This is a genomic window from Pontibacter sp. GD13, assembly GCF_058216355.1.
The window spans coordinates 547,097-572,191 of record NZ_JBYZMQ010000001.1 but is presented as its reverse complement, the minus strand read 5'-3'; the positions used below and the strand labels follow the sequence as shown (position 1 = coordinate 572,191).

Sequence of the window (25,095 nt, the reverse complement as noted above, 5' to 3'; positions counted from 1 at the left end):
AGTGAAATGACATAATTTTGCAGTATTATCAGTTAAAAAAACCGGAACCGATGAGGCCAGAGAAGATGAAAGCATGTATCAGGGTTTATGCGAATGAGCACCAGATAAAGGCTTGTAAACAGAGAATAGATGATTTAAGGTATCCTTTGCGTGCGCTTGCACATACCTTAAGCCTGGCAGGAAACGAGGTCCGGTTTAAAATTCTTTTCCTGCTGCACGAAGAAGGGGAACTGTGTCCTTGCGACATAAGCGATATACTGACGATGACCGTTCCCGCCATCTCGCAGCATTTGCGTAAGTTGAAGAAGGGCAATCTAGTGACTACAAAAAAGGTTGCACAAACAATTTTCTATTCGCTAACACCTGAAGGGGAGAAACAGCTTTTGCCTTATTTTGAGTTAATCGCTGACAGACAACGGGATAAGGCTCTATGAAAAAGCGAGCTATTGAACTAAAAGAACAGAGCGAACCTGCTCAAAGGGCCTGGATTGGCGCCGGTTTGCTCTCGGCCGTGGCTGCTTCCTTGTGCTGCATTACTCCTGTGCTTGCATTGCTGGCAGGCACCAGCGGAATTGCTGCTTCATTTGCATGGCTTGAGCCCCTACGACCTTACCTGGTAGGGTTAACTATTCTGGTATTGGGCCTTGTCTGGTATAAAAAACTTAAGCCGGTTAAACTAACCGGATGTGCTTGTGACTTAACTCCAAAAACTAAATTTATGCAAACTAAACTATTCTTAGCTGTGGTAACAGTATTTGCTGCCGCTATGCTGACTTTCCCTTCCTACGCGCATGTTTTCTACCCTCAAACGCAGGGGCAGCAGGCAACAGCAGACACAGCCAATGTCAAGACAGTAGAAATCAAAATCAAGGGGATGACCTGTAGTGGGTGTGAAGGGCACGTGAACAGTGAAGTAAGCAAACTGGCCGGTATCTTAAAGATCGAAACCTCCTATGACAAGGGAAACACAGTGGTGAAGTTTGATAAGTCTAAGACTGGAATAAAACAAATAACGCAGGCTATAAATGCTACAGGGTATAAAGTAACGGAAATAAAGAAAAACTAATATGAGCCCAACAATGCTTGAGAGCACCATTACCTGTCCTGTTTGCGAATACCAGCAAACGGAACAAATGCCTACCGATGCTTGTCAGTACTTCTATGCGTGTGTAAAGTGCCAAGCTGTGCTAAAACCGAAACAAGGGGACTGTTGTGTGTTCTGCAGTTATGGAACTGCCCCTTGTCCGCCTATTCAGGAAGCGAACAATTGCTGCAGATAAATGCTCTGCACATTTTATAAAGTACCTGATAAGGAAAACAGTAGTGAAACCTGATATGTGCAAATACCCTAAGCAGGTTTTTGATGCCTAGTCCTGAATAGGCCTAAAACGACTAGCGCCCCGCAACTGTAAGCTAAGCCTCTACTTTATACAAAGTCTCAAAGAGTTTATACTTGTACCGAGGATACTCCCGCATTACGGTTGTTAGGGCAAACAGCACCCCGCCGATCAGCACCGGGTAGATCAGGTAGAGCACAGGGTGCAGCAATGGCAGGAAAAGCATCCCGAAAAGACCCATCCCCAGAAAATTGTACAGGTAACTTACCTTCGCGTCGAAGCTGAACAGGCCGCCTTTCACCGCCTTCGGGCTTACGAGAGAGGCAATCAGGCTAAAAGGGACCAGGAGAAGCACAGCACCGGCGTACATGATAAAGATGAACATGGCATTGGGGTGATTGAAAAAGGCCACGTACAGAAAGGTAAGTATGGCATCCAGCAGCAGGGGCACCCGCAGGGGCAGCAAACTGGCTTTCAAAAAATCTTTATAATTGCCGCTGGTGCGTTCTATGGTAAGCCATAGGTTTTTGTAGAAGCCCCACACATTGTTAAAAACATAGGCAAAGATGATGACAGGTCCTACAAAAAGCCAGAGCGTCACGTTTTTGTCAAAGATGTGCTCCCCTTGCTTGACAAACGAAAGCGCATCAGCTGCCAGAAAGAACCCTTTAAACACCAGGCCAAATATGATCATTTGGCGGGCCAGTTTGTGGTTCTTAAACAGCCTCCAACCCAGGCTGCGGCGGGCCTCCTGGCTAGCACTTGCTTCTTTTCGGCGGGGTTCGGCAGCGGATTGCTCTAAAAAGAAATTCGCACCAGTCAGGAAGCCGAGGCTGGCCAGGTGTACGACCAGGTAAAGCCATTCGTGAGAGGCTGTGAACATGGGCACACGCACTTGCAAGGCCACAAAGCCACCGGCCAGCACAGCAGCGGTTATAAAATGCCTGTGCAGCCAACGCACTTTACGCTCTACAAAAATCTGAAGCGCCCGCAGGGTTACATGAGCGGTAAAGATCAGCACAGTGCTTTGCAGAAAATGCAGCAGGGTGTACTCCGGCGACATCAGAAAGAGCAACACCAGGAAGTTAAACAGGAAAAAGTAAAAAGGTGAGACAAGCTCTACCACAAACTCCGCCCAGAACTTTTGTTGCGCGCTTACGGGATAGATACGAGGAATGAGCACAGACTTAGGAATGTAAGCCGGAAAGAAACCCCGAAGTATGATGATGGCCAGTAAAAGGAGGTTAGCATACTGTAACACCTGCTGTACACCGGGGGTAATGCCGCCTTCCTGTGCCTTTGTTAGCAAAAAGGAGAAAAGCCAGCTATAGAAAGCAGAGCCCACTATGCCCAGGCCAAGCAACAGCATGCGCTGCGTCTTTTTCTGACGGAACAAACCGGCAACGCGTGCTCTACAAGAAAATAAGATCAAATCCATCAGTTTCGGTTAGGTGTTGGTGTTTGGCTAGAATGTTGGCCGTGGTAAGCCATTACAAGGTTTCGCGCTAAAATCTCACTAGGTCAGCATCCAGTCGATGTTGGTCTCACTGCTGGACTGGTGCGGGGTGAGCAGCTGAAACAAAGCCTGGTCGATCAGGTTATCGCCATTCATGGTGAACTCACGCAACGAGCCGTTGTACAGAAGCTGGCCATCATGCAGCACACCAATGTGCGTTGCCACTTTCTCTACATAGTTCAGGTCATGCGAAGAAATCAGCACCACCCGGTTGGGCGTGCTGTAATTGCGGATAAGGCGCACCAGCAACTGGGCTGCTATGGGGTCCAGGCCAGTGAAGGGCTCATCTAAAATAAGCAGCTCTGGTTTATGCAGGATAGCAGCCGCAATGCCTATTTTCTTTTTCATACCTGTAGAATACCCCGCAATGTTCTTATGAAGCGACTCCTGATCGGTAAAGAAATAGTTGGTAAGGCTGGTTATGCGTTCGTACGCTTCAGTAGGGGCTAATTTGTACAGCTTGGCTGTGAAATTCAGGTATTCCAGGCCGGTAAATTCTTCGATCAGGGGGTTATCCTCGCAGAGCGCGCCCAGGTTTTTTTTAATGGCCTGGGCCTCCTGGCTGTAGTCCAGGCCAAAAAGTGAGATACGTCCGGAGTCGGGTTTGATCAGATCCAGCAGGCAATTCAGGAATGTGCTTTTCCCGACCCCGTTTTTGCCCAGCAGGCAATAGCACTCTCCCTTTTTAATTGACAAATGCAGGTTCTGAAAAACCTGCTTCTTTCCGAACGCCTTCGACAGCTCACTGATCTCTACACTCATAAAAAATATATAACGCTTATTCTTACATAGTTACAACAACCATCCTGGTATAAAGTTAAGTGCACGCTTGATAAGTGCTAAATTATTGATCGATAGCGCTGGTTTCGTAAAAACTGCAATAATTACGCCATGCTCACGAAGTGTGCCAGCCTTTTGAACAAGTTTTACTTATAAGATGGTTTCTCGCTTTCCAGAATATAATTTTATTTTATTTCTTACTAACGGAAGTAGGGTAATTAATGGCAAGTAAATCAGTTACTTAGTGTTGGCGTGTAGGCATGCTGCTTAAAGGAGGCAAGGGAGTGGGCGTAGCGTGTTGCAAATATCAAAGTAGCTCTTTACTTTTGCACACACTCTTACCAGCGCACGTGGTGAAATTGGTAGACACGCCACCTTGAGGGGGTGGTGCCTTCGGGTGTGGGAGTTCGAATCTCCCCGTGCGCACATTTTCTTCTTCCGGAGAAACCTAAAGTATAAACGCCTCCGGCAACTTGGCCGGGTAGGCATCCTCCACTAGCCAACGCCACGTCAGGCCAGTTACAATTTTAGATTACCTGTTTTTTTCAAAGGGGTTTTCGGGTTTTACCAGCATCACTTTCTCTCGTTCCACCACCACCGATCCGGGCGCAGCGCCTTTCGGCTTCCTTACCCATTTTTTAGGTGTGTACAGCACCGGGCAGAGCGAGTCGTTTTTACGTTTGCTATAGTAGGCTGCCAGCTGTGCCGCTTTTTCGAGCACCGTATTCGGCATGGTTTTACCGGCCTGGTGCTTGATCACCACATGCGACCCTGAAACATCTTTGGCATGCAGCCACAGGTCTTCTTTGTAGGTATGGCGCTGGGTGAGCACGTCGTTGTTCTTAGCGCTTTTGCCTACCAGTATCTTATAGCCCTCGGTCTCAAACACGCGGAACGGGATCTCCTGCTGTGCCTGCTGCTTGGTGCCAAGCAAGTGCGCAAAATCGCGCAGAAAGCTTTTGAGCTGCTTAAAATCCGTGGCTTCGCCTAAGGCCTGTAAGGCATCTTCGAGCACGATCACCTCCTCCAGCTTGCGCGCTGCTTTCTCTTCCAGTTGCTGCACCTCCAGGTGCTGGTTTTTGGCTTTGCGGTACAGGCGCTCCGCAAATTTCTGTGGTGTCTCGGTCTGCTTTAGTTGGTAGGTGCGGGTTTGGTCAGTGTAAAAATCATAGAGGTCGATGGCTGCCGTACGGGGCGGTATGTTGGTCAGGTTAGCCATGATCACATCGGCTGTCTGTGCATACGACTTGTCGTGCAGCAGTGTCTTGTGGCGGGTCTCGGTTTGCGCCAGCACGGTTTGGGTGGCGTGCAGCCTGCGCTCCAGCTGTAGTTTGGCCTGGCTATGCTGCCGCTCATAACCGGTTTCAGAAAGGTAATAGCGGGTATAGGCATTCAAGGCAGCTATTGGGTCCTGGAAGGTGTGCTCCAAGTCACCGACAGGTAAAAGGGATAGGCGCAGTTTGCCAGCCATGCGCGTGATGTAATATTGCTGCGGCGCTTCTAAGATGTCCAGCAGCTGCTGCACCAGTTCCCATTTTGCGCTCAGGGGCAACTGGCTGTACTGCCGCTGCTCCAGGTATAGGGCCGGCAAGTCGCCAAAGGTGGGGTAAACTTTTCGCAGGTTACCATCGGCTGCCGCAAAGGCTTCGTAGTGCTGGGGCAGTGGCCGGTCCATTTGCAAGGGGTGCAGGTCGGCGTCAGTAGCAAATTTGCTCTGGAACAGCACCGGCGAATGGCCCTTCTGATAAAGGATGACGTTGGCCCTGTTGCCAAACAGTTTAAAGAGCAGCTGCATGTTTCCGCTGAGCTTCAGGTAAAAGCTTCGCTCATTCAGGTGCTGTACCACTTGCTGCACTTTTTTCCCGAGCATGGCACCCATCAAGTCCACACTGTTGGCGCGGGCGCGGTTAAACGTTTCCGGGAAGGAGAGCGAAGTGAAATGAGGGCTCAGGAGCGCTTTTATATAGAATTCCTGCCTGTCGTTTGCAAAGCCAAGTATAAGCTCATCCTTGTTCTGGCTGAAAGCCGTCCGAACTTCCATGCCTACCAGCCTGGCTTGCAGTACTTGCGTGATCTGCCTTAAAAAATAGTAGTTCTGGTGCATGTATAAATTATAAGTAAGGAGGCTGTAAAAAGAACAAAAACCCGCTCACACCAAAAGGTTGTGCAATAAGGGCAAGCATAGCTTAAAAGGAATTTATCTGCATAGCGTTCAACAAACCACCTGCAACGGAAACTATACTTCTATCTGCAAACCGTCATAAGCTAGCCGGATAAAATCAGGAAGCTCCAGCTCCACCTCGCGGTGCGAGCCTAGTAAATGGCTGATATGGGTGAGATAGGCCTGTTCCGGTTGCAGGTCTTCTAGTAAGGCGATGGCTTCCTGCAAAGAGAAATGCGAGATGTGCGTTTCTTTACGGAGTGCGTTCAACACGACAACTTTGGAGCCCCTGATCTTTTCTTTTTCAGTTTCAGAGATGTAATTCGCATCGGTAATGTATGTAAAGTCGCCTACCCGAAAGCCCAGGATCGGAAGTTTGTAATGCTTGACGCGGATAGGAATAAAGGGCACGCCCTCTACCTCGAAGGGGGCCTCGCCGATGGGGTGCAGCTGCACCTGCGGAATGCCGGGATACTTGAAGTCGGCGAAAATGTAGGCAAATTCTTTTTTAAGCTGCTCCAACACGCGTTCCTCGGCATACAGTGGGATGTCTTTGCGCTGGGAAAAATTGTAGGCCCTGATGTCGTCCAAACCGGCGGTGTGGTCTTTGTGCTCGTGGGTAAAAACCAGGGCATCCAGTTTGCGAATGCGTTCGCGAAGCACCTGTTGCCGGAAATCGGGCCCGGAATCGATGATAATGCTTTTGCCGCCTACCTGCAGGTGCACTGACACGCGCAGGCGGTTATCGCGGTAATCCACGGAGCGGCACACCTCGCAGTTGCACCCGATAACTGGTACGCCCTGCGAGGTGCCCGTGCCTAAAAAAGTTACTTTCAATTGGCTTGTTCCTGGTTTCGGATTTCCTGGTAAAGCTGCCGGTTCTTTTCGGTCAGCAGGGCCTCATCCACTGAAATGGTGCGCAGGATATCGTATAGGCAATTAATCTTGCCTTCCAGGCTGAAGTATTTGTTTACCACAGCCACCTTCATGTCCTTCAGCACGCAGTAGCCGGCCTTAAAATTGCCTTTCTCGTAACGCAGCACAAAATCTGACTCTGCAAAAATATCCTCCAGCTTGGTTAAGAAAGGCCGGGTATACTTTAATTGCATTTACTGTGCTGTGTACTTCTTAACGGTTAAAACCAAGGCATCGAAGTCAAGCGGCTTAGGCAGGTAGTCGTTGATGCCTACTTCTTTAAAATCTTCCATGGTGTAGTTGTTGGCATTGCCCGTCACCGCGATTATTGGAATATTGGCGATGTCTTTGTTCTCGTTCGCACGTATTTCACGGGTACAGTCCATGCCGCTTTTCACAGGTATGTTCAGGTCCATTAATATTGCATCGATCTTGTTGTTTTCAACCTGCTTGATCACTTCGCCGCCATTTTTGGCGGTCAGAATCTTGTAGTTCTGAAGTTCCAGTATCTTTTTGGTCAGGTTCAAAATCACAGAGCTGTCCTCTGCGATCAGGATAGTTTTATCTGCCATAGGTGTATACTAAATGATGATTTCCTTATATGCTTTACGATAGTTATCATACTGCGCCAATAGTTTAACAAAGGTATCATTCACAGATTCAAACTGATCGTGTTTGATATCATGCTCCAACTGCTTGGCTACTTCGGCCAATGGATTTATGCCAAGGGTGAAGCCGGTGCCCTTAAGCTGATGCAATGTACTCAAAATACTTTTGTAATGTTGTGCTTGCAGCTCTTTTTTGGCCCCCTCCAGCAGTTCTGCGGCTTCTTGCTCAAACTCTGTGTACAGTTGCCGGGTAAAATCTGCCCCCCCAATGCTGCGCAATTGCTCTACTACACTTACATCAATTATCTCGGGAAAAGCCGTGGGCCCAGGTGCTGGTTCCTCCTCTATAACAGGGTGAAGAGCAAATCCTTTTTGCTCCTCCCACTTTGTGATCATGGTATACAGATCGGAGCTTTTAACAGGTTTTGATATGTAATCATCCAGGCCCTGGGTTATGAACTTATCAGCATCATCTTTCATGGAATAGGCCGTCATGGCGATGATGGGAGGGCAGGTGTCGGCAAGCTTCTCTTTAATGTGCATGGTGGCCGTAATACCATCCATCTCGGGCATCTGGATATCCATAAACACGATGTCGTACTTCTTTGATATGGCATGCTGGATCGCCTCAAAGCCATTGGATGCAATGTCAGTCTGGCAACCAAGGCGCTCCAGCTGTTTCCAGGCCACTTTTTGGTTTATCTGGTTGTCGTCCACCAATAGTACCCGGGGGTTGCTGTTCAGCATCTTATACTCGTTACTCTGTAGCTGCTGATGTTTCAGGCGTTCTTTTACTTCTACCTCGTTTGCCTGACGCACTTTGATTTCAAACCAGAAGATACTGCCATCGTTCGGAATCGATTCTACCCCAATATCACCACCCAGCAGCTGGGTAAGCTGCCTCGAAATGGCAAGCCCCAGACCCGTGCCGCCAAATGTCTTGGTCGATGAGTTGTCCAGCTGTGTAAAGTCGGTGAAAAGTAAGGCCTGGTTCTCATCCGAAATACCGATGCCGGAATCCTTTACGCGCACCTGCAACTTGTATGCATCCTTTTGCATGAATTTGGCGTCCACGTGGATACTCACCTCGCCGGAGTTTGTAAACTTAATGGCATTGGATGTCAGGTTCGACAGTACCTGTAACAGCCTGGTCTCGTCCGTAATAATGTAGCGGGGTGTTTCCGGGGAGATGGAATACGTGAACAGCAGATCCTTTTGCTGAGCGCGGTTGGCAAACAAACTGTGGATCTTACCCAGTGTTTCGTGCAGGTCCACGCCACTTTCATGAATAACCAGCTTGCCGGCCTGTATTTTGGATAGGTCAAGAATGTCATTCAGAATAGCCAGGAGGGCATCCGAAGATTTACGGAGCGTATCTATATACTCGCCCTGCTCCGGGTCCGTGTTGATCTGGTTCAGCAAATCGATCATGCCGATGATGCCGTTCATGGGGGTGCGCAATTCGTGGCTCATATTAGCCAGAAACTGGGTCTTCACTTTCAGCAGGTTCTCAGCCTCTTCTTTGGCGGTTAGTAGCTGGTATTGTGTGAGTTTTAACTCTGAGATATCGCGGGCCACCCCTTCCAGGCCCACCGGATTACCCTCTGTGTCATAGGACAGGCGGGAGTCTATCATGAGGTTCTTAACTGTGCCATCCTTGCAGATCATGTTCAGCTCATATTCCCGGATGCTTTCCTGCTGCATAACCAGGTTAGTAACCTTGGCCCTCTCGTTCTTATCCTGGTAGAGGATCTCGGTCTTTTTCCCGATCAGCTCATTTTCGCGATAGCCCAGCAGGTTATAAACAGAGGGGCTGACGAGTTCGAAAGTGCCATCCAGCGATACCCTGTAGTACACATCCTGGAAAGACTCAAACACATGCCTGAATTTCTCCTCGTTCTCTGCCAGGGCCAGCTGCGACTTTTTCTTGTCTGTAATATCCAGGGCTATGCCAGATATCTCGTCAAAACTGCCATCCTCCAGGTAAATTGGGCTCAGGTATACTTCCCGCCAGCTCTCCGGGTTTTTTAGGTGCACCTCAAAATGCTGTGGGTAGCCTTCAAACGCCATCCTGTATTTATCACTCCAGTATTCATAGGAGTTCTCATGCAGCTCCAGCATGCTCTCCTCATCCAGGCGGGTTAGGGGCAGCAGCTTCTGGTTATTACGCAGCTCAAAAGTGCTGGCAAAATTCTGGTTAAAGGAGGTTAGCTCAAATTTGCGGTTTAAAGACCACATGTGATGCGTTCCGCTCTCAAATATGGCATTTAACCGGGCGTTCTGGGTGTTTATTTGTTCCTCGTTGCGCTTCCGCTCAATAGCCAGTGCCACCTGGTTTGATATAAAGTGAAGGATTTCAATATCTGTGTGCACATAAGCTTCCGGGTTATGGTAGTCCTGTAGCGTGATTACACCAATGATCCGGTCGCCGATGGCCAGGGGCGAGCAAACGATCACCTCCGGAATTGCCCCGTGAATCTTGAACTTTTCTTCTTTGGCCAGCTGCACCAGTTCTTGCTTCTGCATGTAAAGCGGCTTGCCTGAATCGATGATATACTCCGAAAGCCCTGTGGTGAAAGGGCGCTGCGACTGGGTTTTAGTGGCTTTGTCAATATACTGATCCACCAGGTAAACGAAGTTGAGGGAGGTTCTCTCCTCATCGCAGAGTGCGATATAGATGTTGCGTGTTTCAATGATCTTGCTTAGCTCGCGGTGTATAGCCGAGTAAAGCGAGTTTAAGTCTTTGCTGCTTATGGCCAGGTTGGCGATGCTGTAGTATACTTTCTGAAGCCGCTCAGCTTTGATTCGGTCGGTGATGTCGTGCAGAATGCCCCGGGTAGCCACCGGGCGCCCGTCCTGCCAGCTGCAGGTAATACTCCCGATCAAATGCACGGGTTTACCGGCCTTGGTCAGAAACACGGTTTCTATCTTGTTCACATTTTCCCCTTTGTACAGGTTCCGGAGCTGGTAAATGAGCTTAGCCTTGTAATAGGGGTGTACAATGTCGTTCAGGGAGAGGGACTCAATATCCTCATCGGTGTATCCCAGCCGCTCTTTCCAGGCCCTGTTCACAAAGATAAACTTGTTGTCTGCCGAGATATTCTGGATCAGGTCATGGGCATTGTCAAACAGGTCCTGCAAGCGGATCTTATTATCCTTCAGAGCCTCCATGGCAATGCGCTTGTCCGTCATATCTTTGCCCACGCTTGTCAGGCCGGTTACCTCCCCTTCAGGCGAATACTCAAACATGCAGTTCCAGCGGATCGTTTTCAGTTGTCCGGTCTTCGTGATCAGGTCCCGTTCGTAATAGGAGTTCAGGTGCTTGGTTTCCAGGGAGCGCCGGAAATCCATTATACGCTGTTCCTTGTCCTGTGCCGGCACAAGCGTCTCATAAAAGTTCTTACCGATGAGTTCCTCGCGGCTGTACTCTGTGTAGGTCAGGAAATAATCGTTCGCGTACGCAATGTTGCCCTGTGTGTCGAGGCTGTAGTAGATCAGGTTTACCTTCTGCAGGAAATTCCTGAATTGTTGCATCGATTCCTGCACCACTTCCTCGCGGCGCTTAGCCAGCTGCGCCTGTTTACGCTGCGTAATATCGCGCTTAAATACCTGAATATAGGCCTGCCCATCAATAATCAAGCGGTTTACATTTAGCTCAGCATCGAAAAGGGTGCCATCTTTCCGCTGGTTTTGCCACTCAAACGTAACGGATTTTCCAGTAGCGAGTACCTCTGACATAAGGCGCTGGGCCTTTTCGGCAGAGTTAGAGCCGTCTGGCTGCAGTTCCGGTGAATAATCTGTTGGCGAACGGCCGATCAGGTCTTCGCGCGAACAACGGAAGAATTCCAGTGCCTTTTCGTTGCACTCCACCACAACGCCATCTTTAAACATCAGAATAGCATCGTAAGAGGCCTCGAACAGAAGCCTGTACTTATCCTCGGTTAACGATAGCTGCTGCAGCAGTTGATGCCGTGCAATGTAGTTGCCAATCGCGCTGCCGATAAAATCGAGCAAGGCTAGAAAGGATTGGGACATGCGCGGCTCATCGCCTGGCCAGACCAGGATAAAGGCCAGCAACTCCTTCTCGGTAAGTATAGGTACCAGGGAAAGGCTGCGTTGCGTGCTGGTTTTAAGAAACTTACGGGTATCGGTCAATGCCTTGCGCCTTTCGTTGGTCAGTAGGCGCTGCACCAGCCTCTTGCTGATGGGCAGCTCAGCCGGCAAGGCATGCGTACCGGTGTCGCCGGCGGAATAGGAGAGGCTTAAGGTGCTCTCGGCAGCATTATAATAGTAGACGCAGCCCCCCGTAACATCACTCTTGTCCAGGAGTTCATCCAGGGTGTTGCTCAAAACCTCATGCTGGCTGTCAGAACTGGAAAGGTTGGTGATCAACTGATTGACGAATTCAAGCTGATGGTTCCGAAAACGTACTTCCTGCTCAGCGCCGATCACCTCGAAGAGATTCTTAACATACCCAAAAACCACCTTCTCGTTCCGAAACATGCCTGCCTGCAGCGAGATCTCGACGGGCAGCAACTCCATGTTCTCCTCCCGGATCCACCACTCGAAACGCTGTGGGTTATCCTGAAGGACCTGGTTCAGTTGGGTCTTCAGCGATACGCGCTCAAACAGGTTCAGACCGAAGTTGCGGTAAATGGAATGGCCGACAAGGCTCTCCTTGCTTCTGTTTGCCAGTTTAATGGCACTCTCGTTCAGGTCTATGAACTGGCCCTCGCAGTCAAGTATAAACAAGGGCTCGCGGCTACTCTCAAATACATTGTGGTAACTGTCTCCATCAAAAGGAATCAGGGTGCAGGGTTGCCCCACGCCAGAAAGCTCCACACATACAAAACATGTACCCGCGTATTGCACCAGCCGGCAACTAAAGTGGTTTGTTTGGCAGGCGGTGCCTTCCCGATCAGCAAAGGTGCCTTCTGTCTTGTTGTTTTGCTGCAGTTCTGCCATCAGCTCCTCAAACGTACCGGGTTTAAGCCGGAGAAGCTCAGCTAAAGCATTGGCGGAATAATACACAGCTCCATCTACCTGAAACAGGTCAGCCTCAGCGTTTGTCGCCAGCACCTGTCCGGTTGGCAGGGCAACGACAAGCCCATGGGTGGGCTCTACAAGTTGTGCCAACACCTGAAGTAGCGCATTTGCGTGCACTACTGTCTGTTCCTGTGGCTGCTGGTTGAGTGTGTTTGGCATGAGCGTTTACTACTTGCGTACCTTAGGATAATTTGATCCAGACCTATCCTAAAATACTAATTTTACAAATTGAGTGAGTAAATTAGCAAAAATTTGCGTCATAGCGCCTATCTCTGTTGTTTATAAACAACAACTATTTACAGTTGGTGCGCTTTGCGATACTATTCCAGGCCTGCTTCCATGAAAAAGCTTTTTTTCGCTGTCACCACCGACCTCAACCACGACCAGCGCATGCAGCGTATCTGCGGCACCCTGGCCCGGCAAGGGTATGAGGTTGAGTTAGTTGGCAGGGAGAAGAAGGGCGCCGTCCCTTTGCAGGAGCAGCCCTACAGGCAGCATCGTTTTAAATGTTGGTTCAATAAAGGCAAGCTGTTTTACCTGGAATATATGCTGCGTTTGTACTGGTACCTGAACCAGCGCAACTACCACGCCCTTTGCGCCATAGATCTGGACACGGCGCTGCCCGTTTACTTTCAGGCCAGGCGAAAGCGTGTGCCCTTTGTGTACGATGCGCATGAGTATTTCCCGGAGGTAGTGGAGCTGGTGGATAGAAAGCTGGTGAAGGCAGCCTGGACCGCCATTGAGCGTTTTATTATATGCCGGACAAGCTATGCCTACACCGTCACACAGTCTATCGCTGACATTTTTTTCAGCAAGTACCAAACCCGCTTCGAGGTTATCCGCAACATGCCGGTGCTACACCAGCATGCGGCTGTCCTGCAGGAGCCGCGCACCATACTTTATCAGGGCGCGGTGAATGCCGGCAGGGGGCTGGAGCAGCTGCTGGAGGCGATGGTGGGCCTGGAGGCCCGGCTGATCGTGTGTGGCGACGGGGACGTGCTGCCGCAGCTGAAAGATTTGGCAAAAAAGCTACAGGTGGCGCATAAGGTGGAGTTTATGGGCCGGCTGTTGCCCCAGCAGTTGCGCGCCATTACCCGGCGTTGCCAGGTAGGCACCATGCTGCTCGAAAACAAAGGGCTGAGCTACTACTATTCTCTTGCTAACAAATTTTTTGATTACGTGCAGGCAGAAGTGCCCCAGCTGGTGATCGACTTCCCTGAGTACCGGGCGCTTAACCAAAAGTATGAGGTGGGCCTGTTAACCAGCCTGGATGTAGCAGAGATCAGGCAAAAGTTAACCCGTTTGTTAACTGACACGTGCTTATACAGGCAGCTACAGGATAATTGCGCCAAGGCGCGGCTGGACTTAAACTGGCAGCAGGAGGAGCAAAAGCTCATCCGGTTTTACGAGAACATATGGCAAGTATAAACAAACCAAAGTACCTGCTGGTGGTGGTGGGGCCTACTGCTGTAGGCAAAACAGACCTGTGTGTGCGGCTGGCAAAGCAATACGGAACGGTTATACTATCGGCAGATTCCCGCCAGTTTTACAAAGAGATGAGCATTGGTACGGCCAAGCCTAGCCCAGCCGAACAGCAAGGTGTTCCGCATTACTTCGTGGACTCGCACCACATTCGGGAGGAGTATAATGCCGGGGCTTACGAAACAGATGTGCTGCGCCTGGTAGCGGGGCTTTTTGAGAAACATGAAGTGGTGATCCTGACCGGAGGCTCGGGTTTGTATGTGCGCGCCGTGCTGGAAGGGATGGACGAGATGCCCGATGCTCACCCAGGTATTCGGGAGGCCTTAACCCGGCAACTGGCGGAAGTGGGCCTGGATCCCTTGCTCGCCAAACTACAGCACCTGGACCCGCTATACTTTTCGCAGGTAGACAAGGCTAATCCGCAGCGGGTGATCCGTGCCCTGGAAGTATGCCTGGCCAGCCGAATGCCATATTCTTCCTTTCGGAAAAAGGCGCAGACAAAGCGGCCATTCGAAATTATCAAGGTGGGCTTGAACCGTGACCGGGAGGAGCTCTACCAGCGCATCGACCAGCGCATGGACCATATGCTTGCCCAGGGCTTGCTCGAGGAGGTAAAAGCCCTGTATCCTTTTAAAGCGCACAATGCCTTGCAAACGGTGGGCTATAAGGAACTGTTCGATTATCTGGATGGCAAGTATGGCTGGGATGAAGCCGTACGGTTACTAAAACGCAACAGCCGCCGCTATGCCAAGCGCCAGCTTACCTGGTTTAAGAAACAGCCGGAAGAATATGCCTGGTTTCACCCACAGCAATGGCAGGAGCTGGTTAGTTACATAGACACCCGCATGCGTGATAAACGTGATTAATTTGGAACAAAATGGAGATTAGAAAGGATAACCGATTGCAATGTTCAGCACCATGCCATAGTCTCCGCTGAAGCTGCCGTTAAACTTATCCAGCACAAAGCGATTTCCTTTAGGCAGGTAGGGTACCTGTACCGGAATTCCTAGGTCCAGGCGTATCACAAAGAAGTCGACATCAATCCGTAGGCCAAACCCGGTTCCTATGGCCAACTCACTCAGAATGTCTGCCGCCTCAAATTTTGCACCCGGTCGCACCGGCTCGCCTTTGTCGTTCAGCGTTTCACGTAGCGACCAGATGTTACCCGCATCCACAAAAACAGCCCCTTTAAAGAAACCGGCAATTGGAAAGCGATACTCCACATTGCTTTCCAGCCGTATATCGCCGGTCTGATCGAAATAAGAGAAGGTGGCCAGGCTATCAGGTATCACATACGTGCCCGGACCGACGCTGCGCGCACGGAAAGCCCGGATGCTGTTCGGCCCCCCGATGGAGAACTGCTTGACATAGGGCAGGGTGGTGGAGTTGCCGTAAGAATAGCCCACTCCGGTAACCAAACGGGTAACCAGTTGGCTTTCGTCGCTCAGCTTAAAGTAATGCCTGAAGTCGTTATCCAACAGGATGTACTGCGCGAAGGCCTGGCCGATCAGGGTGCGCGGTTCATCGGCAGTGGGCTTCTCGGCACCAGACAGAGACGACAGGCCGCTAATTAGGTTGCCCGATAAATCGAGTGTAACCCTATCGAAGAATTTATTTGTGCGCTCCTCAAACATCTGTGTACTGAAGGTAGCCTGGTAAATAGAGCCAACTATAAACTGGTTCTCAAAGCTGCGGCGCAAGTATGGATTTGCCTGCAACAGGCTATCGAATACCTCGGTGCTGTTCAACTGTACATACTGCAAATTGATGGGGGTCACATCAAAAGTTAAGGTTTGCTTTGGGCGCCAGTTGTAGCCATAAGAAGCATTGTATGAGTTGAGCTGGAAAAAGTTTACCCTATTCAGGAAATTAAAGCCCAGTCCGATACGGGTTTGGGGTACAAATTCAGTACGTAAATTCCGGAGCTTCACCGGCGATAGAATCCGGGGGAGCGTTAAGGTGGTCTGAACCCCAAACTCAAATGAGGAGAGGTTACTGTTCTTAACTCCTGTTTCAGAACTGGCTGTGTTGCCCGAGCCCCTGCCGCCTACCTGCGACTCCAGGTTACCTGTAAACTCTACAGTAAGCAGTTCGGAGCCTCTAAAGGCATTACGATTCCGAAAGGACACGTTAAGCCCTGGACCAGCAAAACCGTTGGATTTGGTTACCATTTTCACCTCTGCCCGTAACGATTTTCTTAAAGCTGGTGTCAGGTAGATGAAGGCGTCGAGCTGGTTGTTTTTTAGGGTATCCACCTGGTAATCGATGTTTACAAACTTGTAAGCAGAAAGGCCCGAGAGGCGCTTGGTGGTCAGCAGATGCTCTTCGCGGGTGTACAGGCTATCCTGCTCCAGAAAAACCCCTCGCAATAGATGCCGTGCTTTCACGTAGTTTTCGTTCGGAATGTAGTGGTAGCCCCTCACATCAACAGTATCGATAGTGGATAGACTATCCCCCAATGAAAATTCGGCATTAATATAGATATCATCTAAAGTATAGGCCTGCAGTGCTTTTGAGGCGGCGGCTTTTTTTACGCGCATCAGCACATCTGCCTGCCGGTTGCCTACAGTGGTATCCACGCTAAAAATGAGCAATTCCGGACTGAAGAAGTAATACCCCTTGTTTTTCAATATCCCATCAATCCGCACCCGCTCCTGCGTCATGGTAGTCAGGTCGTAGGGGTTGCCTGGCTGGAGCAGCGATGCTTGCCTGGTTTGCTCAATAGCCTGGTGCACAGGCAGTGAATCCTCCAGGATGTAGGCGATTTTGTTAAATCGGTAAGGCTCCCCTACCTTGGCCGTCCAATGTACGGTGGCTTTCTTTTTATTGATTTCAGTAGTGCTGTTTACCGTGTTGTTAAAGTAACCCCGGTTGTGCAGGCGGTTACTCATGATCTGGCTAACACTACCTGTGTCTAGAGTAGAAATAAGCACGGGAGGCTCTCCCAGCTTGGTCATAATAAAATGGCTGAAGCCTTTCTCTTTTTCTGTATAAAAGGCATTGTAAATAGCCAGTTTGGGGCGAAGGCCGAGAATGGATGCATTCGGTTCCGGGCGGACCGTGCCACTCAATTCAGTTTCCAGCTCCGCACTGCGCTTGCTGCTGTCTTTCTCACCTTTCACCGATACATCGTACCCGGCAAAAAGTGCATCGCCTTCGGGTATGGTCTTGGTTACGCTACAGCTGGTTACCAGCAGGAGGAGCAAAGAAATGAAAACCCGGTGGATACTGGTAATTTTTTTAAAGAGTATATCTACACGCATAAAGTACATTCTAGTTGGCAGATCTAAGTTTTTCGGCTGCTTCCTGTCGGCGCTCTGCCTCCTTGGCGCGTCGGTTCTCCAGGTTACGGAACAGATCGGAGAAGCTGTTATACTCCCGCGTATAGATCAGCGATACACCCGTTGCCCGTACATCGCCCCCTTCAACAATGCCCTCATACTGGTTTCGCTGAAAGCCCCGTACACGAAGCCTTCCATCCTCGGTTATGGAATACTCTACTGAAATATCGCCGCCGAAGCCGCTCATGGTCTGGTTAGACTGGTTGCCTCCCTCCAGGCCAATATCCGTGCCTACCCGCACGGTAAGCCTGTCGTTGAGGAATTGCTGGCGCAGTGCCACGTTCAGGTCCGTACGGCCCTGAGCTGAGCCGGAGGAGTAGTCCTCGTAGGAATTTACCCCCAGTTCCAGACCCAAACCACCTGCGTAGCGGTTGGTGAGTTGGTTCAGTTGGTCCGTCATTACCTGGCCTAAGCTGTTCCGGGCGGTGGCCGCGAAGCCTCCTCCGGAGCTGGAGAGGGGATCGGGGGCCAGGAAGCGGTTTAGTACCAATAGGGCAAACACCTGCTTGTTCAGCTCCGACTCATCCTGACGCAAGTTGCCCAGGCTACTCACCACCTCCGGGGGTACTCTGCCCTGTCTATCTTCGGGCAGTTGTATGTCAAAGCTGATTTCGGGGGTAAGTATATCCCCTTCAACGAACACCATTACCTGGAAGGGCACCTGGTTTCGCAGCACGGGGTTTAAGGTTCCGCCGGCCTGTGAGGCCACCAGCTCCTGGGGAGCTGCCTCCACATTGTAAATAGCTGTAATGTCCATGGTGGCCTGCAACGGGTCGCCTGTCCAGTTGATGTAGCTGCCCTGGGCAATGTCCAGTTCCCTGGAAGCCAGGTCGTAAAAATCCATGCTATACTTGCCGTCGGCAACTGTGTAACGCCCCGACATGTTTATCTCCCCGCTCGGTCGAACGCCTATGAACAAGGGATCTGCTGTACCGCGCACGGTTAACTGGTCGCCGGTGATGGGGTCGATGATGATGGTGATCGGAACCTGGTCTGTTACGGTCAGGCGAGCTTCTATGTCGGCTCCCACAAAGCCGGCAACTGTGGTGGTGTCCTCGTTTGGTCTATCCACAATAGCTGTCAGGGAGGGGTTCAGGTTTACGAACTCCACAATGCCGTCGCGCTCTGCCGCCCCGGCCTGGTCAGCAGGGATCACGGCGGTAAAATTGGAGCCGTCCAACACTTTGGCATCTACCTGAACCACGGGCTGTGCCAGGTCGCCGGTAATGGAGGCGTTTGCATCCACGTACACCGTGCCATAGAAAAGGTCATTGTTTTGTGCCGTAGAGTTGAGGGCCAGAAAGCGGTCTGTGTTCACTTTCAGGTCGAAGCGGTAGTCAGTGTAATCCTGGGTTAGAATGTTGCCGTTCACCACCAACTCATTGTTCAGCGAATCGGTTACGGTAAAGTTAGGGAAGCTGATGCCTGCCTCGTTAAACACCAGGCGCTCATCCTGCAAAGTGAACAACGAACCCAGCATGGTGATGTTGAACTGTGCCTGATCGAAGTTCAGCTCGCCCAGAATGTCCGGGTTTGCCAGGGTGCCGGCAATACGCAGGTTGCCCCTGGCTTTGCCATCCAGGTCCTCTACCATGCCCGCAGTAAAACCTTGAAGCGACGCCATGTTCAGGCTGGCAATGTTGGCGTTTAGGTTCAGCAGGGTAGCGTTGGCCTGAGGCTCCAGGAAGCCGGTGATGTTCACCTGGTTGCTGTTGCCACTCAGCTTCGCGTTGATGTTATAGCGTTCGCCGCTGGCACTTTGCGCCTCCAGAGCCAGGTCGCCGACAGGCACGCCCTGGTAGGTAAAGTCGGCAACCGTCAGGTCGGAGGTAAAGGTGAGGGTGCCCGAAAGTATGTTTTGCAGGGTAGCCTGCCCGTTCAGGGTGCCGTCCAGCAGCAAGCTGTCAGCTGGCTGAAAGGCACTCATCAGGTAGCCGATGTCGAAGTTATCGATGTTTACTTGCAAAGGGGCACCCGGTTCCACCGGCCCTGTGCTGATCAGCGAAAGGGAGCTGTTGCCCCGCTCCAGGCGAATGTTGTTGGCATACAGCAGGTTGGTGTCGAACTGCAGGGAGTTGTCGCCGGGCACGTTCCAGGTATCCCCCTTGATGATCACCTCATCCGGGTTAAATGTAAAGCGGTAACCGCGGCCCAGGCTGTTGAAAATGCCTCCGAGCATAAACTGTGTGTCAGTTGAGTCGGCGCCGGCTACTGTCACGCGCACCTGCAGGTTGTCATCGCGGGCGGCTCCCTCCAGGGTAACGTGCTGCATGTTCAGCGAAGGCGAAAGAATTTTCTGCAGGTTAATTTCGTAGGCCAGCTGCTCCTGGTTGCCGCGCACCTGCAGGTCTATGTTCTGCAGGGTGTAATCGGTGTACACCACCTTGCTGATGTTACCATCGAGGGTAAGCTGTTGGGTGTTGCCGTTATAGACAGCCGAGATCGGGGTGCCGGTCTGCAACTGCTCGAGGCCTGGCACGAAGGAGGTGATCAAGGCCGGGTTTTTCAGATCTATGGTTGCCGTAAAGTCCTTCAGGCTGGTTTCAGCCGGAAAAGGCGGATCGGGCTGCAGGTCGAAGTAGTTTGAAAAGTGTTTCTGCATGGCCGTTGGCAGCGTGGCCAGGGAGTTGCCAAAGCGCATCTGCGCATCCAACACATCGGAGGCAATGTTTAATACCGCCTTCTCCCCGGTTTGCTCCAGGGTCAGTAACAGCGAGTCGACGGGGAAGGTCTTGTCGTTGTGCTGCACCACCAGCTGATCGGCTGCCAGCCGGCCACTTAGGGTACTGGCGTCGGCACCCGTAAAGCGGCCCTGTAGGTTTCCTTTCACAGCCAGCGGCTCGGGGTACAGGTTGAGGGCCTGCAGGTTAGCCTTGGCCAGATCGAGGTTAAAGTTATAGGCAGGCTGCTTGGCGTCACGCAGGTTAAAGTCGCCGGTCATGTCAAAAGCCAGGTTCTGATCCTGGGCAGTGGCCTTCACCGTGTAAAGATTTTGGTTGATGTCGGCGTTTACATCGATGTTATTATAGGTGTAGTCGTTGTAGTCGAAGCGTTGGATGCTGGCCTGCACCTGGGCGTGCATGGTTTCGGGGCTAAGCCCTCTTCCGGTGGCTTTGGCGGTTAAGGCTACCTTGCCCAGCCCCAGGCTATCGTCGGTGAAGAGCTGGCCCAGGTCAAAGCCCCCTGACTTTACCGTGGCGGTAAACTGCTCGTTCGGACCCATGTCCACTACCGCGTTTACGTTTCCGAAGGAGCTGCGCAAGTCGGCGTTGGCATCGAAAGCGGTGAGGGTGCCTTTATACTTTCCTTCCAGGCTAAGCTGGGCCGGTAACCTAAAATCGGGAGGGATGGTACCAGCAGGAACGAGGGCCTGGATGTCTGTTCTGGTTGTCGTGAACCGGTCAATGTCCAGGTCCAGGTACAGGTTGTCCGGGTCCATGGCGTTGCGCACCACGCCGCTTACATCTACATAGGTGTCTTTTAATCCGGAAAGTTTTAGCTTGTCGATTCGGAGGTTATCCATGGGCCCTTCGGCCTTGGCCTCTATTTGTATGGTGGAATTGGCGATACTTTTAAAGGACGGGTCCTGTGCCAGGTCGGGGGCAAAGTATAACACGTCCTGCAGGCCCACAAAGCTGTCCTGGATGTTCAGGTCCAGGGCGAGGCGCTCCGGGTTCTCGGCAACGGCATCCAGCGAGGGGTAGGTAGCTTCCAGGTCGTTCTGTAAATGGGAGTTAGGGGTACGGATGTCCAGGTTAGTGAGACTGGCACTGGTGGAGTCGAGTCGCAGCTGCCCCTGGAAGTTCTCTAGGGTAAAGCCGCTTTTCTCTTTCAGTTGCAGTTGGTTGATGTCGGCATGGGTGCGGTTCAGGCTATACAGGATGTCTTTGGCATCTATCAGGATATTTTGGAAAAACAGGTGGTCATAGTCCATGCCGCGGGAGTGCTGTGGCGCATTGGAGTTATCGAACTTCACGTCCAGGTCACTTATGTCCAGCTCACCCAAGGCCAGCACCCAGTTCATGGGCGCGCCACTGGCTTCTTCCACCGATTTGTCCAGTTCTTCTGCTGTCCGGACAGGGTTTACAGCCAGCGAGTCGGCGGGGGTATACTTCTCCTGCACGTACAGCACCTCGGTGTTATGCAGCATAAAGCTTTTTAAATCTATGCGGGCCTCCTTCAGGTTTATGTTGTCTGCCACCATCTCCGACTCGCCCAGGGCCAGTTCGATGCGCTGGTTAGACGGGTAGCTCAGGTAGTTGAGCCTGATGTTTTCCAGCGCTACGCGGTTCAGGCCGAAATCAAGCTCCAGCGGTTCCGATTCACTTGGGGGCGGCAGCTTGGACTGTTTGTAGTCTACCCACGTATTTTTCAGTTCTATCTCGTCTACCAGGTATTGTTGCGCGTCCAGGTCCAGCTTGTCCATGGTGGTGACCATGGAGCCAACGCGGCCTTTGATGTAGTTGCCGGCGGCCTCATCGTTGAACACCAGGTAAATGTTGTTGAGGTTGGCCGTGCCCAGGTCAATCTGCATGGCAGCAGTGGAGTCCGCGGCAGGGGCAGCCGTGGTGTCGGTCGCGAAGGCCTCGGTAATAAAATCGAAGTTGGAGGTGCTGTCCTCCCGGATGTGCAGTTTTACAACAGCGTTATCGAGATCCACTTTCGAGATGTTCAGCTTACCGGACAGCAGGCTGAACAGGGCCATGTCTACCCCCAGCCGCTCTGAGTACCAGAGCGTATCCTGCTGCTGGTCCTCGACGTACACATTTTTCAGCACGAAGGTATTGCGCCAGTCAGTAGTGAAGCCGCCAATCCGGACCTCGGTGTTGAGCATGCCCGACAGGTAGCCAGCCCCTTTCTGAGCCAGAAAATTCTGTACACCTGCAAACTGCAGCGCGACTACAATAAGGATAACAATTCCTATTACAATAGCCAGTAGCCAGAGTATACTTTTTAAAATGATTTTCCCGATATGTTTTGCTGTTGCGATGGGTAATTTACATTAGTAGATTAACTGTGCTAAGCTTTTACGGAATATCAGGAAGATAGATAAAAGAAGGGCCTTTTTAAAAGTATATCTTGTTGTAAACGAATGGATTAAGGAGGAGGGAGAAGTTTAAATAGGGCAATTGCTATGCTTAAGGCCGTTATTTAGGATATATTTTGCCTGCCCCTGTGCTGCTATACCGAAAGGATGTTCACCATTTTAAGAAAGTGGGGGTTGATCACTTTTTGTTTGGTGATGGTATCTATAAATGGCGTGTACACCAACTGGGCGTTCACGATACCGGCCATTTCGCTTTTTCGCCCTGCCAGCAGGCCATCCACGCAGGCAATGCCTAGCCGACTGGCCAATAGTCGGTCGGCGGCGGTAGGGGAGCCCCCACGCTGCACATGGCCCAGAATGGTCACGCGGGCATCCATATAGGGTAGCGCCTTCTGCACCTCAGCGGCTACCACCGTAGAATTGCCCGCTTCATCGCCTTCGGCAATGATCACGATAAAAGAGGTTTTGGAACGGTCCCAGCCTGTGCGCAGGGTATCTACCACTGTCTGAATGCTGGTGTGCGCCTCTGGGATCATTACGATTTCGGCCCCGCCTCCAATTGCACAGGGTATGGCAATATAGCCGGAGTCGCGGCCCATCACCTCAATAAAGAAAACCCGGTCGTGGCTGTCTGCCGTGTCCCGTATCTTATCAATGGCATCTAAAGCCGTGTTCACGGCGGTGTCGTAACCTATGGTATAATCAGTGCCATACAGGTCGTTGTCTATGGTGCCGGGGGCCCCTACCGTCGGAATGCCATACTCTTCGCAGAAAATGTTCGCCCCGGTAAACGTGCCATCGCCCCCAATGGCCACCAGGCCTTCAATGCCGAACTTCTTAAGCTGCTCGTATGCTTCGCGGCGGCCCTCCGGGGTCATAAATTCCTTGCTTCTGGCGGAGCGGAGCATGGTACCGCCTTTCTGAATGGTGTTGCTGACAGAGTTAGACTCTAAACGGATAATTTCTCCTTTAATCATGCCCCTGTACCCGCGCATGATCCCATAAACCTCCACCCCTTCGTGCACGGCAGCCCTAACGACGGCTCTGATACAAGCGTTCATTCCCGGTGAGTCGCCTCCAGAAGTAAAAACTCCGATTCTCTTCATTCTGTTAAAATATTTTACTAGCTTAATGCTCTGATAATGTTTTTCTTAGCAAGAGGAATGCTTTGGTGGCTACATCAGAACAAGGCTTTGATAGTATAAATTAGTCGATTACTCGACCTGTTATTTGCACAAATTTAAAAAAAGCCACAAAAGCATGTCTCTAAAAATTAAGAAAACCGTATGCAATAGCGGTAGATGCAATACTAGCATTTTGTAAACTGTATTGCACCATTTAATTTACTATTTCTGCAACCACGCAAGCGCATTCGCTTCGGATTGAAATGTGCTTGATTTGATTTTCAAAAAAATAAATTTTAATAAAAAGAGGCAACGTATGTTTGGTTTTTTTGAGAGTGAAGAAACAAAAAAGTTAAAGAGCCACATTTCGAACCTCGGAGCTTTGGCAAAAATAGATGGCCATGTCGATCCTGCGGAAATGAACTTTATCATTTCAATTGGCACCAAGCATGGTATGAAGCCCTCGGATGTGCGCAACCTGGTCACAGGGTCAGAGAAGTCGGAGTTACAGCTGCCCACCAACGACTCAGATCGGTTCGATCAGATCTACGACCTGGTGGAGATGATGCTCGCTGATGGTATTGTAGACGAAAACGAGATGGAGTTTTGCATCAACATGGCCACGCGCTTAGGTTTTAAGAAGGCCATAGTGGGAGTTCTGGTCCGCAAGATCTCCATTGGGGTGAAGGATGGGTTCTCGCGCGAGCATATCAAACTCGATGCCCAGTCGTTTCTGAACTATTAAGGAATGAACAAATTAAATTCCTATTTTAAATACCTTGTTGTTTACAGCTGCATCGTGCTGGCCTTGGGATCCCATTTTTTGGTGCGCGATAAGATGGCCATGCGATTAGTGCATGAGAGCCAGCTGCCGCTTGATTTCCTGCTGCGTTTTGGTATGTTCTGGTTTGTAAGTTTTGTGCTTGCCTTACTCTTCTTTGTAATTCACGTGCAGCTCAATAAATATTATCTTACCGACACAGAGCTTTTTCAAGCAGATAAGATTAGTAAAATGGCGCTTACCATTGGGGTGGGCGGGGCCGTGATTGGATCCCTTCTGTATTTCAGCGTTGACTAAACGTTGAAGGATGCGGGCTAATTAGCCGGATTGAAAGACTGGAATTTGTTATCCCCGAGTACATAGGTGGTGATGTTGTTCTCAAACCCAACTGAAATGGCATCGTGGGATAGCTCAAGGAGCTCATTTGTTTCCGGGTCTGTCACTTTCTTACCTGCCTCGGTTACAAGCAGGTAATAGAGACTTTTAAAATGGCCCCGGTCGTTAAAAAGTATATCGCGTTGCAGTTCATGTGCCTCCCAGGTGCCGTTTTCGTTGCTCAGCAGGGCTACAATAATCACGTTTCTGTTTTGCTGCAGCTGCAAGGCATAGTCTTGAGTGGTATCGCTGTTGAAATTTCCGCGCACCATATACGGACCCTGACCCGAGTTATCTGCTCGCGCCGCAGCCCCAGTTGTTAAAACGGGCTTCTCCCAACCGGGATAACGTTTAGTTAACACTTGCAACACAGGCTGTGGTAGCGGAAAAGTAGGATTAATCTCGTTCTCATCTGTTTTAACAGCATCCTTGTCTGTGCTTGCAATCGAGTCCAACGCCTCGGCCTGCGGGCCTACATCAATCTGCCCCTGCTTTACTTCCTCGTTTTTTGGGGAACAGGATGCAGTAAAAAGCAGTACGAGCACCCCCATTATATAAATGTTGTTTATCATGGTATACACA

The 25,095-nt window shown here is 50.7% G+C and carries 18 protein-coding genes and 1 tRNA gene; 8 read left to right on the top strand and 11 right to left on the bottom strand.

Annotated features, from left to right (window positions below; all coding sequences use genetic code 11):
- Positions 1-50: 50 nt before the first annotated feature.
- The 3 genes from AC4BAN_RS02270 to AC4BAN_RS02260 are packed head-to-tail and all read left to right on the top strand — an operon-like array spanning position 51 to position 1,280.
- The gene (locus AC4BAN_RS02270) at positions 51-434 is read left to right on the top strand and encodes an ArsR/SmtB family transcription factor (RefSeq protein WP_490562738.1); all 384 of its coding nucleotides are present in this window, start codon (positions 51-53) and stop codon (positions 432-434) included.
- Complete coding sequence (gene merTP / locus AC4BAN_RS02265) at positions 431-1,066, top strand: mercuric transport protein MerTP (protein WP_490562737.1); 636 nt, start codon at positions 431-433, stop codon at positions 1,064-1,066. Before AC4BAN_RS02270 ends, merTP begins: the two co-directional genes overlap by 4 nt.
- Before the next feature lies 1 nt (position 1,067).
- Positions 1,068-1,280, top strand: a complete 213-nt coding sequence (locus AC4BAN_RS02260) for a GDCCVxC domain-containing (seleno)protein (protein WP_490562736.1) — start codon at positions 1,068-1,070, stop codon at positions 1,278-1,280.
- Between the two features lie 133 nt (positions 1,281-1,413).
- On the opposite strand, the gene AC4BAN_RS02255 is transcribed toward AC4BAN_RS02260, so the two are convergent.
- Together AC4BAN_RS02255 and AC4BAN_RS02250 are read right to left on the bottom strand one after the other, a co-directional pair.
- Positions 1,414-2,775, bottom strand: coding sequence for a hypothetical protein (locus AC4BAN_RS02255; protein ID WP_490562735.1), 1,362 nt, complete (start codon positions 2,773-2,775; stop codon positions 1,414-1,416).
- A gap of 78 nt (positions 2,776-2,853) precedes the next feature.
- Entirely contained in the window at positions 2,854-3,615 is a 762-nt protein-coding gene (locus tag AC4BAN_RS02250) for an ABC transporter ATP-binding protein (protein WP_490562734.1), read from the bottom strand.
- Positions 3,616-3,977: 362 nt separating this feature from the next.
- On the opposite strand from AC4BAN_RS02250, the gene AC4BAN_RS02245 reads away from it, so the two are divergent.
- Positions 3,978-4,059: transfer RNA gene (locus AC4BAN_RS02245), tRNA-Leu, on the top strand.
- A gap of 106 nt (positions 4,060-4,165) precedes the next feature.
- Here AC4BAN_RS02245 and AC4BAN_RS02240 read toward each other — a convergent pair.
- From AC4BAN_RS02240 to AC4BAN_RS02220, 5 genes are all read right to left on the bottom strand, one after another.
- Positions 4,166-5,737 carry an NFACT RNA binding domain-containing protein gene (locus AC4BAN_RS02240; protein WP_490562733.1) on the bottom strand — a complete coding sequence of 524 codons (1,572 nt, stop codon included), beginning with the start codon at positions 5,735-5,737 and terminating at the stop codon, positions 4,166-4,168.
- A gap of 132 nt (positions 5,738-5,869) precedes the next feature.
- Complete coding sequence (locus AC4BAN_RS02235) at positions 5,870-6,631, bottom strand: MBL fold metallo-hydrolase (protein WP_490562732.1); 762 nt, start codon at positions 6,629-6,631, stop codon at positions 5,870-5,872.
- Positions 6,628-6,903 carry a hypothetical protein gene (locus AC4BAN_RS02230; protein WP_490562731.1) on the bottom strand — a complete coding sequence of 92 codons (276 nt, stop codon included), beginning with the start codon at positions 6,901-6,903 and terminating at the stop codon, positions 6,628-6,630. The genes AC4BAN_RS02235 and AC4BAN_RS02230 overlap by 4 nt, the downstream gene beginning before the upstream one ends.
- The gene (locus AC4BAN_RS02225) at positions 6,904-7,281 is read right to left on the bottom strand and encodes a response regulator (RefSeq protein ID WP_490562730.1); all 378 of its coding nucleotides are present in this window, start codon (positions 7,279-7,281) and stop codon (positions 6,904-6,906) included. It abuts the gene before it with no gap.
- A gap of 9 nt (positions 7,282-7,290) precedes the next feature.
- Positions 7,291-12,522: a PAS domain S-box protein gene (locus AC4BAN_RS02220; protein WP_490562729.1), complete on the bottom strand. Its 5,232-nt coding sequence runs from the start codon at positions 12,520-12,522 to the stop codon at positions 7,291-7,293.
- 180 nt (positions 12,523-12,702) lie between these two features.
- Here AC4BAN_RS02220 and AC4BAN_RS02215 point away from each other — a divergent pair, with 180 nt between their 5' ends.
- Together AC4BAN_RS02215 and miaA are read left to right on the top strand one after the other, a co-directional pair.
- Complete coding sequence (locus AC4BAN_RS02215; protein ID WP_490562728.1) at positions 12,703-13,791, top strand: glycosyltransferase; 1,089 nt, start codon at positions 12,703-12,705, stop codon at positions 13,789-13,791.
- On the top strand, positions 13,779-14,711 hold the full coding sequence (miaA, locus tag AC4BAN_RS02210) for a tRNA (adenosine(37)-N6)-dimethylallyltransferase MiaA (protein ID WP_490562727.1): 933 nt from the start codon (positions 13,779-13,781) through the stop codon (positions 14,709-14,711). Before AC4BAN_RS02215 ends, miaA begins: the two co-directional genes overlap by 13 nt.
- Positions 14,712-14,729: 18 nt before the next feature.
- Here miaA and tamL read toward each other — a convergent pair whose 3' ends face one another.
- The 3 genes from tamL to pfkA all read right to left on the bottom strand — a co-directional run bounded on the left by tamL (position 14,730) and on the right by pfkA (position 23,339).
- Complete coding sequence (gene tamL / locus AC4BAN_RS02205) at positions 14,730-17,108, bottom strand: translocation and assembly module lipoprotein TamL (protein ID WP_490562726.1); 2,379 nt, start codon at positions 17,106-17,108, stop codon at positions 14,730-14,732.
- Positions 17,109-17,118: 10 nt separating this feature from the next.
- Positions 17,119-22,020: a translocation/assembly module TamB domain-containing protein gene (locus AC4BAN_RS02200; protein WP_490562725.1), complete on the bottom strand. Its 4,902-nt coding sequence runs from the start codon at positions 22,018-22,020 to the stop codon at positions 17,119-17,121.
- 347 nt (positions 22,021-22,367) lie between these two features.
- Positions 22,368-23,339 (bottom strand): 6-phosphofructokinase, encoded by a 972-nt coding sequence (gene pfkA / locus AC4BAN_RS02195; RefSeq protein ID WP_490562724.1) that lies wholly within the window; start codon positions 23,337-23,339, stop codon positions 22,368-22,370.
- A gap of 400 nt (positions 23,340-23,739) precedes the next feature.
- On the opposite strand from pfkA, the gene AC4BAN_RS02190 reads away from it, so the two are divergent.
- Positions 23,740-24,102: a tellurite resistance TerB family protein gene (locus tag AC4BAN_RS02190; RefSeq protein WP_490562723.1), complete on the top strand. Its 363-nt coding sequence runs from the start codon at positions 23,740-23,742 to the stop codon at positions 24,100-24,102.
- A 3-nt stretch (positions 24,103-24,105) separates the two neighbouring features.
- Positions 24,106-24,435, top strand: a complete 330-nt coding sequence (locus AC4BAN_RS02185; protein WP_490562722.1) for a hypothetical protein — start codon at positions 24,106-24,108, stop codon at positions 24,433-24,435.
- 17 nt (positions 24,436-24,452) lie between these two features.
- On the opposite strand, the gene AC4BAN_RS02180 is transcribed toward AC4BAN_RS02185, so the two are convergent.
- The gene (locus tag AC4BAN_RS02180) at positions 24,453-25,085 is read right to left on the bottom strand and encodes a hypothetical protein (protein ID WP_490562721.1); all 633 of its coding nucleotides are present in this window, start codon (positions 25,083-25,085) and stop codon (positions 24,453-24,455) included.
- Between the last annotated feature and the right edge of the window lie 10 nt (positions 25,086-25,095).